The sequence below is a fragment of the Pelomonas margarita genome (assembly GCF_043555875.1).
GTDB lineage: Bacteria > Pseudomonadota > Gammaproteobacteria > Burkholderiales > Burkholderiaceae_C > Pelomonas > Pelomonas margarita.
Window position 1 is genome coordinate 86,080 of sequence record NZ_JBIGHW010000006.1, and the last position, 17,204, is coordinate 103,283.

The 17,204-nt window shown below is 70.8% G+C and carries 13 protein-coding genes; 8 read left to right on the top strand and 5 right to left on the bottom strand.

Annotated features, from left to right (window positions below; genetic code table 11):
- From ACG0Z3_RS12745 to ACG0Z3_RS12765, 5 genes are all read left to right on the top strand, one after another.
- Positions 1-1,014 (top strand): zinc-binding dehydrogenase, encoded by a 1,014-nt coding sequence (locus tag ACG0Z3_RS12745; protein ID WP_394397902.1) that lies wholly within the window; start codon positions 1-3, stop codon positions 1,012-1,014.
- The gene (locus ACG0Z3_RS12750) at positions 1,011-1,910 is read left to right on the top strand and encodes an alpha/beta fold hydrolase (protein ID WP_394397904.1); all 900 of its coding nucleotides are present in this window, start codon (positions 1,011-1,013) and stop codon (positions 1,908-1,910) included. Before ACG0Z3_RS12745 ends, ACG0Z3_RS12750 begins: the two co-directional genes overlap by 4 nt.
- Positions 1,911-2,043: 133 nt before the next feature.
- On the top strand, positions 2,044-4,548 hold the full coding sequence (locus tag ACG0Z3_RS12755; RefSeq protein WP_394397906.1) for a TonB-dependent receptor: 2,505 nt from the start codon (positions 2,044-2,046) through the stop codon (positions 4,546-4,548).
- Positions 4,548-6,014 carry a flavin monoamine oxidase family protein gene (locus ACG0Z3_RS12760; RefSeq protein ID WP_394397908.1) on the top strand — a complete coding sequence of 489 codons (1,467 nt, stop codon included), beginning with the start codon at positions 4,548-4,550 and terminating at the stop codon, positions 6,012-6,014. The genes ACG0Z3_RS12755 and ACG0Z3_RS12760 overlap by 1 nt, the downstream gene beginning before the upstream one ends.
- Positions 6,011-6,982 carry a formylglycine-generating enzyme family protein gene (locus ACG0Z3_RS12765; protein WP_394397910.1) on the top strand — a complete coding sequence of 324 codons (972 nt, stop codon included), beginning with the start codon at positions 6,011-6,013 and terminating at the stop codon, positions 6,980-6,982. Before ACG0Z3_RS12760 ends, ACG0Z3_RS12765 begins: the two co-directional genes overlap by 4 nt.
- 43 nt (positions 6,983-7,025) lie before the next feature.
- Here ACG0Z3_RS12765 and ACG0Z3_RS12770 read toward each other — a convergent pair whose 3' ends face one another.
- The 3 genes from ACG0Z3_RS12770 to ACG0Z3_RS12780 all read right to left on the bottom strand — a co-directional run bounded on the left by ACG0Z3_RS12770 (position 7,026) and on the right by ACG0Z3_RS12780 (position 11,265).
- Positions 7,026-9,173, bottom strand: a complete 2,148-nt coding sequence (locus ACG0Z3_RS12770; protein WP_394397912.1) for a TonB-dependent receptor — start codon at positions 9,171-9,173, stop codon at positions 7,026-7,028.
- Between the two features lie 161 nt (positions 9,174-9,334).
- Positions 9,335-10,570, bottom strand: coding sequence for a serine hydrolase domain-containing protein (locus tag ACG0Z3_RS12775; RefSeq protein WP_394397914.1), 1,236 nt, complete (start codon positions 10,568-10,570; stop codon positions 9,335-9,337).
- Between the two features lie 47 nt (positions 10,571-10,617).
- A complete protein-coding gene (locus tag ACG0Z3_RS12780; protein WP_394397916.1) occupies positions 10,618-11,265 on the bottom strand; it encodes an isochorismatase family protein in 648 nt (215 codons plus the stop codon).
- Positions 11,266-11,525: 260 nt separating this feature from the next.
- Here ACG0Z3_RS12780 and ACG0Z3_RS12785 point away from each other — a divergent pair, with 260 nt between their 5' ends.
- Both ACG0Z3_RS12785 and ACG0Z3_RS12790 read left to right on the top strand, forming a co-directional pair.
- Positions 11,526-12,914 (top strand): FAD-dependent oxidoreductase, encoded by a 1,389-nt coding sequence (locus tag ACG0Z3_RS12785; protein ID WP_394397918.1) that lies wholly within the window; start codon positions 11,526-11,528, stop codon positions 12,912-12,914.
- Positions 12,915-12,955: 41 nt separating this feature from the next.
- Positions 12,956-13,486 (top strand): hypothetical protein, encoded by a 531-nt coding sequence (locus tag ACG0Z3_RS12790; RefSeq protein WP_394397920.1) that lies wholly within the window; start codon positions 12,956-12,958, stop codon positions 13,484-13,486.
- 55 nt (positions 13,487-13,541) lie between these two features.
- Here the strand turns inward: ACG0Z3_RS12790 and ACG0Z3_RS12795 are convergent, their stop codons facing one another.
- Together ACG0Z3_RS12795 and ACG0Z3_RS12800 are read right to left on the bottom strand one after the other, a co-directional pair.
- Positions 13,542-14,900 carry an MmgE/PrpD family protein gene (locus ACG0Z3_RS12795; protein WP_394397922.1) on the bottom strand — a complete coding sequence of 453 codons (1,359 nt, stop codon included), beginning with the start codon at positions 14,898-14,900 and terminating at the stop codon, positions 13,542-13,544.
- On the bottom strand, positions 14,897-15,784 hold the full coding sequence (locus ACG0Z3_RS12800; RefSeq protein WP_394397924.1) for a hypothetical protein: 888 nt from the start codon (positions 15,782-15,784) through the stop codon (positions 14,897-14,899). Before ACG0Z3_RS12800 ends, ACG0Z3_RS12795 begins: the two co-directional genes overlap by 4 nt.
- A 153-nt stretch (positions 15,785-15,937) precedes the next feature.
- On the opposite strand from ACG0Z3_RS12800, the gene ACG0Z3_RS12805 reads away from it, so the two are divergent.
- Positions 15,938-17,179 carry an MFS transporter gene (locus ACG0Z3_RS12805; RefSeq protein ID WP_394397926.1) on the top strand — a complete coding sequence of 414 codons (1,242 nt, stop codon included), beginning with the start codon at positions 15,938-15,940 and terminating at the stop codon, positions 17,177-17,179.
- Positions 17,180-17,204: the final 25 nt, after the last annotated feature.

The window sequence follows — 17,204 nt, forward strand, 5'->3', positions numbered from 1 at the left end:
ATGAACAGCTATCGCGCCTTGCAGCTCCAGCGTTTCGCGCCCAGCGTGCGCGAGGGTACGCAGATCGTCGACCTGCCCTTGGCCGAGCCGCAGCCGGGCGAGGTCGCCGTCAGCAACCTGTGCTGCGGCGTGAACGGCATCTTCGACACGCAGATCGCCCGCAATGCGGTCGACTACGTGAAGGTGGCGCTGCCCACGCTGATGGGCGTCGAGGCGCTGGGCATCGTGCGGGCGGTGGGGCCAGGCGTAGAAGGCCTGGCGCCGGGCGATGCCGTCGTCACCGTGCGCTTTCGCGGCGGCTACCGCGAGGCCAACGTGGGCCCGGCGGCCGAATTCGTGAAGGTGCCGGCCGCCACGCCCGAGTGGCTGACGCTGGCGTCGACGGGCGTCTCGGCCTGGCTGGCGCTGCACCACATCGGCCAGGCCCGCGCCGGCGAGACGGTGGCCATCTCCGCTGCCGCAGGCGGCCTCGGCCACCTGCTGGTGCAACTGGCCAAGCTGCGCGGCTGCCGCGTGATCGCCATCTGCGGCGGCCCGGTGAAGGCGGCGTTCGTGAGGAGCCTGGGCGCCGACCACGTCATCGACTACCGCGCCGAGCCGCTGGCCGACGTGCTGGGCCGCGATTTCGCCAATGCGATCAACCTCGCCATCGACACCGTCGGTGGCAGCACCTTCGATGCCTTGCTGGACCACCTCGCCCCGTACGGCCGCCTCGTCGTGGGCGGCGCGGCGCAGGACCTGGACGGCCGGCCCGAGATCGTCACCGGCCCGCGCATCGTGCACAAGCTCTACTACAAGGGCGCCTCGGTGCGCGGCTTCATGAACGGCTTGCTGACCGAGCATTGGCCCGAGGCACGCCGCCAGCTGTTCCCGCTGTACGAATCGGGCCGGCTGCGCGTGGTGCTGGACGCGCAGCGCTTCCAGGGCCTGGCGCAGGTCAGCGACGCCGTCGAACACCTGATGGCCGGGCGCTCGATGGGCAAGGTGGTCGTTCAACTCGGGAGTGCCGCATGAGCCACCGTTGCCTGTCACTGTGCGTGGCGCTGCTGGCGTCCGTCATGTGCAAACTGGCCATGGCGCAGGCCGCCTCGCCGTTCGCCGGCGCGCGCTTCACGCAGGTCATCGGCGGCGGCGGCGTGCCGCTCAACGTCGTCGACAAGGGCGACCCTGCCAAGCCGGCCGTGCTGTTCATCCACGGCTTCCGCCAGAGCTACCTGAGCTGGACGCTGCAGTTCGGCTCCGACCTCGCCTCGCGCTGCCGCCTGGTCGCATTCGACCTGCGCGGCCACGGCAACTCCGGCCACCCGTGGCAGAGCGAGGCCTATGACAACGCCAAGCCGTGGGCCGACGACGTGGCCAGCGTCATCCAGGCGCTGGGGCTCAGGAAGCCGCTCATCGTGGCGTGGTCCTTCGGCGGCAATGTGGCCATGGACTTCGCGAGCCTGCAGCCCGCAGTGCCGGTGGCCGGCTATCTGTTGACCGGCACCGCCGCCGGCACGCTGGCCGTGCCGCCGCCACCGGCCAATGCACCGCCGCGGCCGGCCGCCAGCCCGGACCTGGCGCTCAACATCGGCGCGCTGGACGCGTCGATGAAGCTGCTGTTTCCGAGCCCGGCCATGGACCCGGCGCTGCGCGCCCAATTCGCCGCGGCCGCCATGCGCGTAGGCCCCTGGGTGGATCAGGCCGTGGCCCGCCGTGCTCGCAGCGCCGCCACCTTGCCGGCGCAACCCGCCGTCTTCGCCACCGGCGGGAAGGACCCCCTGGTGGGCCCCGCCACCGTGGCGCGGCTCAAGGACTTTTTTCCGCAGGCCCGCTTCGTCGACTTTGCCGACGCCGGCCATGCGGTCTTCATTGATGAACCCGCTCGCTTCAACGCATTGATCGATGAGATCCAGTGCCAACGGCCATAAGCCGTGACCCGGTCCCCATCGCTCCGACCCGGGGCGATGGGCGTCCTCTGAAGCAGTTCCCCAGATGTCAGCCGCAGCCCAGCTGCCGGCACTGCCCAACGGTCCTTTTTTGACTATCCCGGAGTCTTCCCAAGTGAAAAGCATCCACCTCGCTGAAGTTCCCCGTCACTTCCGTCATCAGCCGCTGCGCAGCCTGGTGCGCGCCGCCTGGGGGGCTGGTCTGTCGGCTGCCGTGTTGCTGCCTGTCGGCGCTGCCTGGGCGCAGGACGCCACGCCGGCGCCTGTGAAGGAAGAAGCCGCCCCGGTGAACAGCCTGGGCACCGTCGTCGTCACGGCCCGCAAGCGCGCCGAACTGCAGATCGACGTGCCGATCTCCATCCAGACCGTCTCGGAAAAGGACCTGCGCGCATCCGGCACAACCTCCGTCGCCGACCTGGGCGGCCTGGCCGGCTTCACCTTCACGGCCACGCAAAGCACGGGCGCCTACGGCCGTGCGGCGGGCATGATCTCCTTCCGCGGCCTGCAGGGTGAGCTGGGCCGCCCCAGCGATGCCTCTGGCGGCGTATTCATCGACGGCGTGGCCATCACGGGCGGCATCTCGACACTGAACATGTCCGACGTCTCACGCGTCGAGGTGATGAAGGGCCCACAGAACGCGTTCTTCGGCCGCAGCACCTTCGGCGGTGCGGTGAACTTCATCACCAAGTCGCCGTCGCAGACCCTGCGCGGCACGGTGAACGCGACCGTCACGCACAAGGGCTCGTCCGACATCGACGCCAGCATCGAGGGGCCGCTGATCGATGGCCTGCTGACCGGGCGCCTCGTGATGGCCAGCCACAACAAGGTGGCGCAGACGCACGCCACCGATGGGGGAGCGCTCGGTGCCGAGAACTCCAGGTCGGTCGGCGGCACGCTGTACTTCACCCCGACCGACAAGCTGTGGGTGCGCCTGCGCGGCATGTTCCAGAAGAACGACGACTCCCTGCCGGCCATCGCCTACATCTCGTCCACAGGCAACACCAGCTGCACGGGCAAGTTCTACACCGGCATCGGCCGCGACGGCGCCGCAGTGCAGTACACGCCGGGCACGCCGTACTTCTGCGATCGCATCCCGTCGCTGAAGTCACTTGGTAGCGGCGCCATCAATGCCAACACCAGCATCCCAGCGAATGCGTACGCGGCGTTCGTCAACAATTCGCTGGGCGACCCGTCACTGGGCAGGTCGCCGCGCGTGGATCACATGGGCATGGGCAGCGAGGTGACGCAGGCCTCGGTGCAGGCGGCCTACACGCTGCCCAACGACATGGAGCTTGCATTCAACGTCGGCTACAACCGCGCCAACACGACGGCCGTCTTCGACCTGGACAAGACGGCGGGCCCGAACTTCTTCAATGCGCAGATCACGCCATCGCAAGACCTCACTTTGGACGCACGCCTGTCGACCGACCAGGCCGCATCGCTGCGCGCGGTCGTCGGGGCAAGCCAGTTCAAGTCGAGCTACATCTTTTCGCAGATCGACTTGAACGCCGGCCTGGGCGGCACGGCGCCGATCATCAGCACCAACTACTCCAACCTGAAGTCCACGGTGCCTGCGATCTATGGCTCGGTGGAGTACGACATCACCAAGCAGGTCACCGCGACGCTCGAGGCGCGCTACCAGCAGGACAAGGTGAAGTCGATGACCCGGGCGGGCTTGACGATCCACAACGAAACCAAAAACTGGCTGCCCCGCCTGACGCTGCGCTACAAGCCGACGCCGACCATCTCGACTTACGTCAACGTCGCCCAGGGCGTGCAGCCGCTGAACGTCAACGCGGGCTACACGAGCGCCAGCGAGGCGGGCAAGGCCTTGCTGAGGGAATTCGCGCCGGACGTCAACGACTTCACACCGCAGCCCAAGCTCACGGCGATTGAGGTGGGCATCAAGCAACGCGTCAGCAACGACTTGCAGTACGCCCTCGCTGTCTATGACCAGACCTGGAAGAACCGCCTGACGTCTACCAACATCTTCAACCCGGCCAGCTGCGGCACCACGACCGGCACGACCGCCTGCCCCTTCACGTCGTCGGGTTCCGGCCTCCAGGCCGGCAACGACGCGCGCATCCGCGGCATCGAGCTGCAGGTCGACGCGCTGCTGACGCCGCAGTGGTCCGCAAGCGCCTATTTCGACTACAAGCACGCGCGCTGGCAGCGCTACGACGCCTCGTCGCAGTCGGTCTATGGCACCAACCGCGCACTGGCACTGACCGGGCAGGCCGTGAAGTTCGACGGCAACACCATCGGTCGCGTACCCGACTTTCAGGTCACCGCGAACTCGACCTACCGCTTCGGCCTGACGAACGGCTGGCGCTCATATGTGCGCGGCGACGTCAGCTACGTGGCCGGCATGTGGGACAGCGACTTCAACTTCGCGAAGACCGATGCCTACCACCGCGCCGACCTGCGCCTGGGTTTCGAGAAGAGCGATGTGTCGCTGGAGTTCTTCGTCCGCAACCTGACCAACAACCGGGGCTGGACGACGGTGTCGCGCACACCCAACCTGGGCATCGTGCCGCTCGTGAGCTTCTCGCTGCAAGGCCTGACAGCCACGGCGCAGGAAGAGCGCTCGCTGGGTGTTCGCATGAGCTACAGCTTCTGATGAAAGCCGCCGCCACATCGCTCGCTGCAGCGGCGTCGTCGCAGCTGAACCGCCGCGCCGCCTTGGCGGCCACTGCGGCCGGCTTGCTGGCCCTGCATCGGCCGGCGAGCGCGGCGCCCGCCGCGACCGACGTGCTGATCCTCGGCGCCGGCATCTCCGGCCTGCACGCAGCCCGACTGCTACAGCAGCAGGGCCTGTCGGTCACGGTGCTGGAAGGCAGCGGGCGCATCGGCGGCCGTTGCTGGACTGCGCATGACGTGCCGGGCCGGCCGGAGATCGGCGCCGGCACGATCGGCGCCGGTTACGGCCGCGTGCGTGCGAACGTGGCGGAACTGGGCGTCGAGCTGGTGACGCCGCCACCGGGCTCGCGCGACATCCTGGGCAGCGGCCCGGCCGCCTTCAGCGTGTACGGCCAGCCGGTCTCGCGGGTGCAGTGGAAGGACTCGCCGCTGAACCGGCTCAGTCCGGCCGAGCGGGGCATGACGGCCTCGCAGCTGGTGGGGCACTACCTGGCCCGCGACATGGGTCTCAAGGCTCTCGACGACTGGCTCAAGCCCGAGTTCGCGTGGCTGGACCAGCTGTCGCTGAAAGACCACTTCACAAAGCTCGGCGCCTCGCCCGAGGCGCTGCGGCTGATGCAGGCGCATGCACCCGGCAGCAACCTGGAGGACGCCAACGCACTGCACTTCGTGCGCCGCACCTTCTTCTATGGCTGGGAGGCCCGCGCCGGCAAGGGCCAGCGCGTGCGCGGTGGCACCAGCACGCTCACCGACGCGATGGCGGCGTCGCTGCAGCGGCCCGTGCAGGTCAATCGCATGGTCAGCCACATCCGCAGCGGAGCCAAGGGTGTCGAGGTGCGCTGCGCCGATGGCTCCGTGCATCGCGCCCGCGCCTGCATCTCGACCATTCCCGTCCCGGTGTTCCGCAAGATCAAGGTGGACGGGCCGGTGAGCGCGAAGCATCGCGCTGCCTGGCAGGCCGTGCGCAGCACGGACGTCGTGCAGGTCTTCTTCACCGTCGACGCGCCGTTCTGGCAGCAGGACGGCGCCGCCGCCGAGATGTGGACGGATACGCCCTGCGAGCGCTTCTTCCACCTGCCGGCGCTGGACCAGCCGCACGGCATCATCGGCGCCTTCATCGGCGGCGACGGCACGCAGGCGCTGCGCGGCATGGACAAGCCGGCGATGGGCCGCTATGCGCTGGACACGCTGAACCGGCTGCGGCCGTCGTCGCGCGGCCATGTGGCCGTCAGCCATGTGCACCACTGGGGTTCGGTGCCAACCGCGCTGGGCCATATCTCCAGCTGGGCGCCGGGCGACATCGGCCGCCACGAAGCCGTGCTGCACGAACCGGTGGGCGCGCTGCACTTTGCGGGCGACCACCTGGGGCGCCTGCACGTGGGCCTGGAGGCGGCCTGCGAATCGGCCGAGGCCAGCGCGATGCAGGTGCTGGACCGTCTGGCATGAAGACGATGGCCCACCCGAGCCGCAACGCCCGCCTCGCGCGGGCGTTTTTTCTGCTGGCGCTGGCAACGGTCGCGCAGCCGCAAGCCCTCGCCGATGTGCGCAGCTTCAAGGACTGTCCCGACTGCCCGTTGCTGGTGGCCATCGAGCCGGGCAGCTTTGTCATGGGCAGCGCGCCGAACGATGCCGACCAGGCCAAGGACGGGCGCGAGGCGCCGGCCCATCCGGTGCGCGTCGAACGCCGTTTTGCACTGGGCCGCACCGAGGTCAGCGTGGGCGAGTTCGCACGCTTTGTCGCGGCGACCGGCCATGTCACCAGCGCCGAGGCCGATGCCACGGCGCCGGGCTGCCTGGCATGGCTGGCGCAGGACCACACGCTCACCGCTCGGCCCCGCCTGCAGTGGCGCGCGCCCGGCTATGCGCAGCGCGACGACCACCCCGTGGTCTGCGTGAGCTGGAACGATGCCCAGGCCTACCTGGCCTGGCTGAGCCAGCGCGCCGGCCACACCTACCGGCTGCCCAGCGAGACCGAATGGGAGCTGGCCGCGCGCGCCGGTACCGGCACCCGCTGGCCCTGGGGCAACGACCCGGCGCAGGCCTGCCTGCATGCCAAAGTGGCCGACGCCACGCCCCACGCCGACGGCTGGCAATGGCCCGAGCGGCACGACTGCAGCGACGGCCATCCGGGTGTCGCGCCCGTCGGCAGCTACCGCGCGACCGCCAACGGCCTGCACGACATGATCGGCAATGTCTGGGAGTGGGTGCAGGACTGCTATGCGGCCGACGCCTACGCCCGCCAGGACATGCCTGCCGACGGCAGTGCGCGCGAGTTGGCCGGCTGCACGGCGCGTGGCCTGCGCGGCGGCGCGTGGATCAGCGGGCCGGGCCGAACACGGCCGGCCTACCGCGGCGGCTACGGCCCCGAGACACGCGCCAACGTGTTCGGCTTTCGGGTCGCGCGCAGCCTGTAGGGTCTGGCGGCCGGCCGAGGGATGGTCCGGCCGCCGGGGCGCGTCAGTACTGGTAGCGCAGGTTGAGCTGCAGCGTGCGGCCCGGGATGGCATAGCGCGGCTGCACGACGCTGAAGCCAAAGCCCGTCTGCCAGCCCTCTTGCTGCAGCAGGTTCTTGCCCGCGAGCTGCAGGCTCCACGCATCGAGGCTGTAGGTCACGTAGGCGTTGAGGAACTTCTGCCGCGGCACCGCACCGATCAGCGCGTTGTCGGCGGTGGAGAAGAACGAGGCCCGCTCGCTGTAGTCGGCGCCATAGGTCAGCTGGCCTCGGCCCAGTGCCATCTCGTGGTCGAAGCCCACGGTGACGGCATGCCTGGGCACGACCGGCAGCGTGTTGTCGATGACCGAGCAGGGCAGCGCCACCGCCGTGGCGCAGGCCGTGTACTTGCTGCGGTTGAGAGCGCCGTTTGCCCACAGCGTTAGGCCCGCGCCCACGCGCCAGGTGGCCTCGGCCTCCAGCCCGTTCAGCGTGGCGTTGTAGTTCTCCACGACGAAGCTGCCGGCGCTGGGGCCAGACGCCACGGTGAGCGTCTGCTGGCGGTTCTGGATCTTGTTGTGGAACAGCGAGACGTTGAGCCGCAGCGTGCGGTCCAGCAGGTCGGCCTTCACGCCCAGCTCGTAGGCGTCGGTGGTCTGCGGCAGGAAGGGCTCGCGGATCTGCGCCACCGTCGAGGCCAGGCCGTTGTAGCCGCCGGCCTTGAAGCCCTGGCTGTAGCTGGCGTAGAGCAGCATGCCGGGAACCAGCTTGTGATCGATGCCGATCCTGGGCGTGAACTTGCTGAAGCGGTGCGTCGCATCGAAGGGCGAGCCCGACATCGCGCCGTCCAGGCGCTTGTCGTCCCGGCTGTAGCGGCCGCCGAGCTGCACGGTGGTGTTCTCGCCCAGCTTGCCGCTGAGCTGGCCGAAGACGGCGCGGCTGCGGGTGTCGGCATTGAAGCGCACGGTGGACGGCGTGAAGAAGATGAACGTGGCGATGTCCTGGCTGCCGCTCTCATCGAAGTAGTAGAGGCCGCCGATGTAGCTCAGGCGGCCGTCGAGCAGCTCGCCGCTGGCCTGCAACTCCTGGCTGAACTGGCGGTGCCGCGTGACGCTGTCGCGCTCGAACAGCGCCAGCGTGGTGCCCGCGGCGCCGCCGATCAACGCGGCCGAGACGCCGCCGCTGAAGTCCTGGCGCCAGTGGTCGTCCATGCGCACATGGCCGGTGATGGACACCAGGCGCACCCCGCCCAGGTCGGTGGACAGGCGCAGCGTCTGGCCGGTCTGCTTCACGTCGGTCAGCGAGTCCGTCGGCGAGGCGACCTTGCGGTAGGAGCCCGTGCTGGGCGTGATGGTCAGCCCGTCGGCGCTGACGGTGTTGGGCACGGCCCACTGGCCGTCGCCGTCGGTGTGCGTGGTGAAGGCGCTGAATCTCGCCTTCAGCACCGGGCCTTCGTAGGCCAGGTCGGCCTGGGCGCCGGTGAAGTCCTCGCCGCCGACGCGCTTGTTCTGCGTGACGTTGAACTGGCCGTTGCCGTCGCGGCTGCTGAACATGCCTTGCAGCGAGCCGCGCCAGCGCTTGTCGTCCGACAGCGCCGACGAGACATAGCCCTTGATGCGCTTCAGCCCGTTGCTGCCGATGCCCAGCTCCGTGCTGGCGGTGAAGGTCGGCGACGGCGCACGGGTGACGATGCTGAGCGCCCCGGCCGACGAGTTGCGGCCGTACAGCACGCCCTGCGGACCGCGCAGCACCTCGATGCGGTCCAGCTCGATGAACTCCATCAGCGCGCCCGACAGGCGGGCACGGTAGACATCGTCCACATAGATGCCCACCTCCGACTCCGAGGTGATCTGGCCCCCATCGGTGATGCCGCCGCCGCGGATGAAGGGCCGCAGGCCGGTGGAGCCGCCGGTCACCGTGTCGAACTTGACGTTGGGCACGAGGCGGCTGAGGTCGGTGGCGGACTGGATCTGGTGGTTCTCCATCGCGCCCGACGTGAAGGCGGTGACCGAGGCGGGCACGTCCTGCAGGTTCTGGCGGATGCGCTGCACCGTCACGGTGACGGCTTCGAGCTTGCTGGTCTTGCGTTCGCCCTCCGGGCTGGCGACCGGCTCGGCCGGCGCCTGCTGGGCCGAGGCCAGCGACGCGGACAGCGCCGCCAGGGCCAGCGCCATGCGTCCGGCGCGACTATGAAACCTTGAAGTTGATACTTGTCTAGACATGCTGAGTTACCCTTGCGTTAGAAGGCGCAAGGGTGTGCTCAGGAGGCCAAAGTCGTCACGCGCATTTCAGGTTTGTCCGTGCATCGGACAGAAATGGCTCGTGCAGGCGGCCATCAGCGTTTGTCGCCGCGCAGCGAACCCACCAGCAGGTTGGCCAGCACATGCTCGCGCCAGGCCGGCGACGCCTTGCCCACGCGCAGGATCACCAGTTGCTCGCTCGGAACGACAATGAGCTGCAGGCCTCCCACGCCGCTGAGGTAGAACAGCTCGGACTCGACGGCGGGCACCTTGTCCTCGCCTAGTTCCCGCGCGCGGCGGTTCAGGCGCGGGTCCTGCCAGGCCGCGCCGACGTTGACCTGGTAGCCGAAGTTCGGGTTCGCGGGCGATGGCGAGCGCAGCGCCCGCACGAAGCCTTCATCCAGCAGGCGCCGGCCTTGCCAGACCCCGCCATCGAGCAGCATCTGCCCCACGCGCACCCAGTCGCGCGGCTTGGACCAGATGCAGCAATAGGCCATCGCCCGGCCACCCTCGCGGTCCAGCAGTTGCTCGCCATCGCTGGCGCCCAGCGGCTGCCACAGCCGGCTGGCCACGTAGTCCAGGTAGCGCCCGCCGGTGGCCCGCTCGATGACCAGGCCCAGCGCATGTGAGTTGTCGTTGTCCCACGCGAAGTCGGTGCCGGGCGCATACGCCAGCGGCGCGTCGCGCACGACGGCCTCCACGTCCGAGCCGTAGTGCAGCTGGATGTAATGGCTGCCCAGGTCCTTGCTGGGCAGGTTGCGAAAGCCGCCGCTCATCGTCAGCAGGTGCTTGACGGTGATGCCGCTGCGCGCCGGGTCGCGCCATTCGGTCAGCCAGGTCGAGGCCGGCTGGTCCACCGAGCGGATGTGCCCCTCCCGCAGCGCCACGCCCACGGCCAGCGCGCCCAGCGTCTTGGACATGCTGTGGGCGCTGAAGTCCTGCGTCGCGTCGGCGCCGTGGAAGTAGCGCTCCAGCTGCACCACGCCGCGATGCACGACGATCAGCGCGCGGCCGTTGCTGGACTCGACGAAGCTGGCCGCGTCGTCCAGCGCTGCAGCGGGCACCGTGGTGCGCCCCGGCTCGGCGGCCGGCAGGAAGGGCCCGGGTGCGCCCTTCAGCGGCGCCAGCGGCCGGTAGGCGCTGTACGGTGCGTCCAGCGGGTTGGTGGCGGGGTTGTCGATGCGCCACCAGAACGACGCGTTGGCGGCGTCGCGCGGCGGCGGGGGTGGCGCCGAGGCTGCAGCAGCAGGCTGGGCCTGCGCGGCGGTGCAGGCCAGCGTGGACAACAGCGCGAGCACGAGCGCGCGCAAGGCATGCAGAGGTCGGGTCATGGTGGGTCGGGCCTGGAGGGGTTGATGGCGGGCGGCGAAGAGGCGCATCACCGGTCGCCCTGCATGGCCGCGACGGCCTCGATCTCGGCAACGACCTCGGCGTACTTGGCCTGCAGGTCGAACAGATTGGCGTCCTGCACGCGCGGGTCGCGGTCGCCGCAGGCCTCACGCACGACGAACGGCGCGAAGCCGTGCTGCAGCGCGTCCAGCGCGGTGGCGCGCACGCAGCCCGACGTGGAGAAGCCGGTCACCAGCACCGTGTCCACGCCCAGCGCGGTCAGCGTGGAGGCCAGCGAGCTGCCGAAGAAGGCCGACGCGTACTGCTTGGTGACCACCGTCTCGCCGTCCAGCGGCTCCACGCCCGCCACGAAGGCGCCCAGCGGCGAGCCCGGCAGGAAGGCGCGCAGCGCCGGCACCTTGCGGAAGAACAGGCCGCCGTCGCGGCCCTGCGCATCGAACGCGACGCGCGTGAAGATCACCGGCACGCCGGCCGCGCGCGCCGCCGCAACGAGGCGGCGGTTGGGCTCGACCGCGTCGACGAAGCCTTGCGCGTACAGGCCGCTGCCGGGCTCGACATAGGCCTGCACCACGTCCACGATGACCAGCGCAGGCCGGCGGCCGAAGGGCAGGCGCGCGCCGAAGCCGGCGCGCTGGTAATCGGCATTCAGGTCGGAAGAAGCGGTGGCAGCGGTCACGGCGGGCGGTTGGGGTGGGGACGGCGCAGCTTGTGCGCAGCCGCGGCCGTTTCGCAAGCCGGGCTCGCGCATGGATTCACCTGTCGAACAGCGGCGGCGACGGCAATGGCCCCGACGTCCACGGGGCGAATAGCGCGCCACTGCACGTTGGTGCCTTTGCAAGCCGGGGTTGAGCATGCGCCATCGCCCGGCAACGGGCCTGCCACTCACCTCACGATGCGCCCCCTCGCTGCCCCTCCCTGCCTCTGCGCTTGCAAGTCATGAGCACGATGGACTTCGAGTTCACGGTACCGGTGCTGGTCGTCGGTGGCGGCGCCTGCGGTGCCAGCGCGGCACTCGCCGCCAGCGACGCTGGCGCGCAGGTGCTGCTGCTGGAGCGCGATGCCGCGCCGGCCGGCACCACCGGCATGTCGCAGGGCCTGGTGTGCGCAGCGGGAACCGCCGCGCAGCGCCGCCACGGTATCGATGACGATGCCGACCGCCTGTACGCCGACATCCTCGCCAAGACACGCGGCCAGACCGACACGACGCTGGCGCGCGCCATCGCCGACCACGCCGGCCCGACGCTGGACTGGCTGGTGCAGCAGCACGACATGCCCTGGGAGCTGGACCTGCGCTTCAAGCCCAGCTACGGCCACAGCCGCGCGCGCGTGCACGGCTGGCCCGGCCACACCGGCATCGACATGGTGCAGCTGATGCACGCCCGCCTGGCCGCCGCGCAGGTGGACGTGCTGACCGAGGCCCGCCTCGTGGAGGTGGTGGCCGACGCCGACGGCCGTGCGCGCGGCGTGCTGGTGCAGCGGCCCGACGGTTCGCGCGAGGCCATCGGCTGCGACACGCTGGTGATGGCCGCCGGCGGCTTTGCGGCCAACCACGACATGGTGGCGCAGCACCTGCCCGAGGCCGCGCATGCGCGCTGCAACGGCCACGAGGGCAACCAGGGCGACGCCATCCGCGCCGGCGCCGCTCTGGGCGCCGCGCTGGCCGACATGGGCGCCTACCAGGGCTACGCGATGCTGGCCGACCCGCAGGCCATTCCCGTGCCGCCGGGCTTCATCGTCGAGGGCGGCCTGCTGGTGGACAGCCAGGGCCGGCGCTTCGTCAACGAGGTCGACGACATCTCTGGCATGGTGCACGCCGTGCTCGAGCAGCGCGACGGGCTGGCCTGGGTCATCGTCGATGCCGTCATCGAGGAGCGCTGCCTCTACATGATCGAGACGCGCCAGCTGCGCGAGCTGGGCGCGATGCGCGACGCCGACGACCTGCCCACGCTGGCCCGGTTGATCGGTGTGGATGCGGCCACGCTGGCCGCCGAGATCGCTGCCGCGTGGTCGTCGCGCCGCAGCGCGACCAGCGACCGGCTGGGCCGCCACTGGCTCGACGACGCCCCGCCGGCGGCGCCGTTGCGCGCCCTCAAGGTCTGCGGTGCGCTGTTCCACACGCAGGGCGGCCTGCAGATCGACGCTGCCGCGCGCGTACTGCGTGCCGACGGCCGCCGGCTGCCCAACCTGTTCGCCGGCGGCGGCAGCGCCCGCGGCGTATCGGGCCCGTCCTGCTGGGGCTATCTGCCGGCGATGGGCCTGTGCGCCGCTGTCACGTTCGGCCGCCTGGCCGGCCAGTCCGCCGCCGCGCAGGCGCTGGCGCCCTGACCTCTTCCCTTCCATTTTTTCCACCACCAACCGAGAGTCCCATGAGCACCTCCGACAAGAAGCCCTCCCAGATCCGCGAAGCGATGCCTCTGCTGGCGCGCAACGAAGGCGTGTGGGAGGGCTGGTACCGCTACTACGACGCCGCCACCGGCAAGCTGACCGACGAGCACCGTTCGAGACTGATCTGCCGCCTGCCCGAGACGGGCGAGCACGCCGGCAACTACCACCAGACCAACCACTACTTCTGGGAAGACGGCCGCACCGACGTGCGCGACTTCCCGGCCTGGTACGAGAAGGGCCGCATCTGGTGGGACAACGACCTCATCACCGGCTGGGCCGCCGCCATGCAGCCCGATGACTACAACCGCTCGACCTGCCTGAACTGGACCCGCAAGGGCGAGCCCGACCTGTACCTGTACGAAATGATCCAGCTGTCCGCAGACGGCAAGAGCCGCGCGCGCACCTGGCACTGGTTCAAGAACGACGTGTGCTTCCAGCGCACGCTGATCGACGAGCGCTTCATCACGCCGGACTGGCAGAACTTCAACGACCACACGCCGCCGAAGAACTGAGCGGACGACCCGCCCGCTGCTTGCCCGACGGCCGCCGCCAGCGGCCGTCGTCACGTCACCCGGGGTTCAGCACCGAGCGCAGCCCGGCCGCCACGTCGGCGTGGACCGGCAGCACCGCCATCAGCGCGGCCAGTAACACGTGCGCGTGGGGCAGGCCGCCAAACGCCAGGCAGGCGCGCGCCTTGTCCAGATGCTCCTCGGGCGACAGCGGCCATTCGGGCGAACCCAGCTGCCGCGCCACCGGCTGGCGCAGCACGCGGCCATCGGCCAGCGTGGCTTCCAGCAACGCCGGCACGAAGGCGGCGGGGTCGGGGTTGTCGTCGGCCTGCACGGACAGCTGCTGCGCGAGCTGCAGCGTCTGGGCGTCGGCCAGCCGCTCGGGCGTGAAGTCGTCCAGCCCGACACGGCCGCGCCGCAGCACCACCGCCCCGAGGTAGGGGAAGCAAAGCCGCGCATGCGCCGGGCCCATGCCGGCGAAGGCTGCGCGTCCCACCAGGCGTGCGATCAGCGGCGGTGCGCGGTAGACCAGCCGCTGCACCTCGTGCGCCTGCATGCCCTGCGCCAGCAGCTGCTGCGTGGCCACGATGGCGCCGTGGGCGGCGCGGCCGGTGGGAAACGGCTTCCAGCTCAGCTCGGTCACGCGCCAGCGCCGGCCCAGCGCCGCCAGCGGCTCGTCCAGGTTGAAGCCGGCCTCGAACAGCGTCAGGTAGCCGAACGGGCCGTCGATGGACTGCTGCGGCGCGTCGATGCCGGCCAGCGCCAGGTCCAGCGCCTGCACCGCCGAGCGCGCTGCGCCGGCCACCTGCAGCGGCAGCGTGGGCTTGCCTTCCAGGTGCGCCTGCATCGTGCCCGACGCGAACGCCAGCGCATGGCCGAAGGCGCGCCGCGCCACCTCCAGCGGCAGCTCGCGCAGCCGGCACAGCGCCGCCACCGAGCCGAAGATGCCGGCGGTGGCCGGGCGGAAGAAGCGCAGCGGGGTGGTCACCGCCACGCCCAGCGTGGCCACCACGTCCACGCCCACGGCCAGCGCCGTCAGCAGCGTGTCGCCGCGGCGCGGGCCGGCGCGGTCGGCATCGGCCAGCAGCGCGGCGGCCACCGTGGCCAGCGGGTGGGCCACGGCGGGCTCGTGCACGCAGTCGAACTCCTGCGCATGGATCTGGTAGGCGTTGACGAAGGCCGCATAGGGCGCGGTCAGCCCGACGCCCGGCCGGCCCAGCACCTGGCAAGGCCCGGCACCGCTCCAGCCCTGCGCGGCGCGGAACACCGCATCGGCATCCGGCGCCGCACGGCCGGCCACGCCCACGCCCAGCGTGTCGTGCAGGAAGGTCACCGCCGCGTTCTGCGCCTCGGGCGGCAGCGCCGCCCATTGCACGCCCAGCGCATGCGTCAGCAGTCGGTCCGTCGCGCTCGTCATCGCGCTTCCTCCATCACTTCGAACAGGGCGCCTTCCGGCGAACGCAGCACGCCGACACGGCGGCCCTCATAGATCGCGCCGCCCAGCGGCTGTGGCGGCGCCAGCCAGTCGCCCGGGATGGCCGACAGGTCGGGATGCGTCAGCGTCACCAGCGCCACGCCGGGCGGCAGCTGGCCGTCGTGCACCGGGCGCGGCACGGCGCCGGCGGGGTACTGGTCCAGCTCCACGCACAGCTCGCCGGCATGCTCCGCGCAGACGATGCGGTGGCGCTGCAGCTCGGGCAGCTCGAACGCGCGGTTCAGCATGCGGTAGGGGATGTCCAGCGGCGCCTGCAGCCGCAGGCCCAGCACGTCGGCACACCAGCGCGCGCTGGCGTCCAGGTCGGCGCAGGCCAGCACGGCGATGAACAGCACGTCCACCGGCGACCTCGCGTCGGGCAGGCCGCTGCCGGGGCCGCCCTGCAGGATCTGCGTCAGGTAGACGAACTCGCCATCCGGCCCGCAGACCTGCATCGGATGGATGCTGGGCAGGCCGGGGTTGGCGGTGGGCGGGCCGACGATGTCGAACGGCCCGCCGCGCAGCCGCGCATGCACGGCGTGCACGTCCTGCACGCACAGCTCGAGGGCGGCCCAGCCGAAGGTGCGCAGCGGGCGCAGCCCGGGCATGGGGTGGCCCTCGACGAAGCGCAGGTCCACCGCACGGCCGCTGGCCGGCCGCACGACGGTGTAGCGGCGCCCGGCGCTGGCCGGGGCGCCCCAGCGCTGCGCGAGCGCGGCGGGCACGACACCGCGCTCGATGAGGCGGTGGTCCAGATGGTCGACATAGCGCGCGGCGGCAGCCTCGGCATCGGCGACCACGACAGTGGCTGAACGCAGGGGATTCATTGCGCCGCAGCCTAGGGTCGCCCCCGAGCCGGCGCGAAGCCGGCGGCCGCTGCTGTTCACGTGGCGGATGGGGGCCGCGCGTCGGTTGAGGCGGCTGCCGGCATCGCGTTTCATGCGCTGATCGCGCCCCTGGCGCACGCCACCGGATTTCCAATGACGCATCCCCCGCAAGGCTACCGAGAGTTCCGCCGCGGCTGGCCCATCGTGCTCGCCTCCATGCTGGGCGTGGGCCTGGGCCTGTCGCCTCTGCCCTTCTACACGGCCGGCGTGCTGGCGCCGCACCTGCACGCCGAGTTCGGCTGGGGTATGGGGCAGATCTTCTTCGGCATCACCATCACCACCTTCGTCGTGCTGTTCGCCGGGCCGCTGGCCGGCTTCCTGGCCGCGCGCTGGGACACGCGGCCGGTGGCGCTGGGCTCGCTGGGGCTGTTCGCGCTGGCCTTCATGGCGATGGCGCTGAACACCGGCTCGCTGACGCAGTACTACCTGACCTGGGGTGCCATCGCGCTGCTGGGCGCCGGCACGCTGCCCATCACCTGGACGCGCGGCGTCAACAGCTGGTTCGACGAGCGCAAAGGCCTGGCGCTGGGGCTGACGCTGATGGGCACCGGCATCTTCGGCGTCGTCGCCAAGCCGCTGACGGCCTGGCTGATCGACGCCTTCGGCTGGCGCGGCGCCTACATCGGCCTGGGCCTGCTGCCGCTGGTCATCGCCCTGCCCGTCGCGTTCGTGCTGTTCCGCAACACCGACGGCGACCCGCAGGCCGCCGCCACGCACCGCGAGCCCGAGGGCCTGACCTTCGCGCAGACGCTGCGCTCCTGGCGGCTGTGGCTGATGGCGGCGGCCTTCATCCCCATCTCGTTCGCGCTGGGCGGCCCCATCCCGAACATGGAAAACATCCTGCGCGCCAACGGCTTCGCGAAGGAGCAGATCATCCAGCTGACACCGTTCATCGGCCTGTCGGCGCTGATCGGCCGGCTGGCCGGAGGCTGGCTGGTGGACCGCTTCTGGGCGCCGGCGGTGGCGATGGTCATCCTGACGCTGCCTGGCCTGTCGTGCTGGTTGCTGGCGCAGGGGCAGTTCGGCTTCGGCGCGGCGCTGCTGTCGATCTTTCTGATCGGCTTCGCGGTGGGCGTGGAGTACGACCTGATGGCCTTCTTCGTCGCGCGCTACTTCGGCATGCGCGGCTACACGCAGACCTACTCGCTGCTGTACGTGTGCTTCTCGCTGGGCGCGGGCTTCGGGCCGGCGGTGTTCGGCTGGGCGTTCGACCGCAGCGGCTCGTACCACGGCGTGCTGATGGCCTCGGCTGTGGGGCTGGTAGCGGGCGCCGCGTCTTTCCTCGCACTGGGCCGCTACCGCGTGCCGGCCTCGGCCGCGCCGGCGCTCGCTTGAGCCGCGCCGCCAGGCCCGCAGCCGG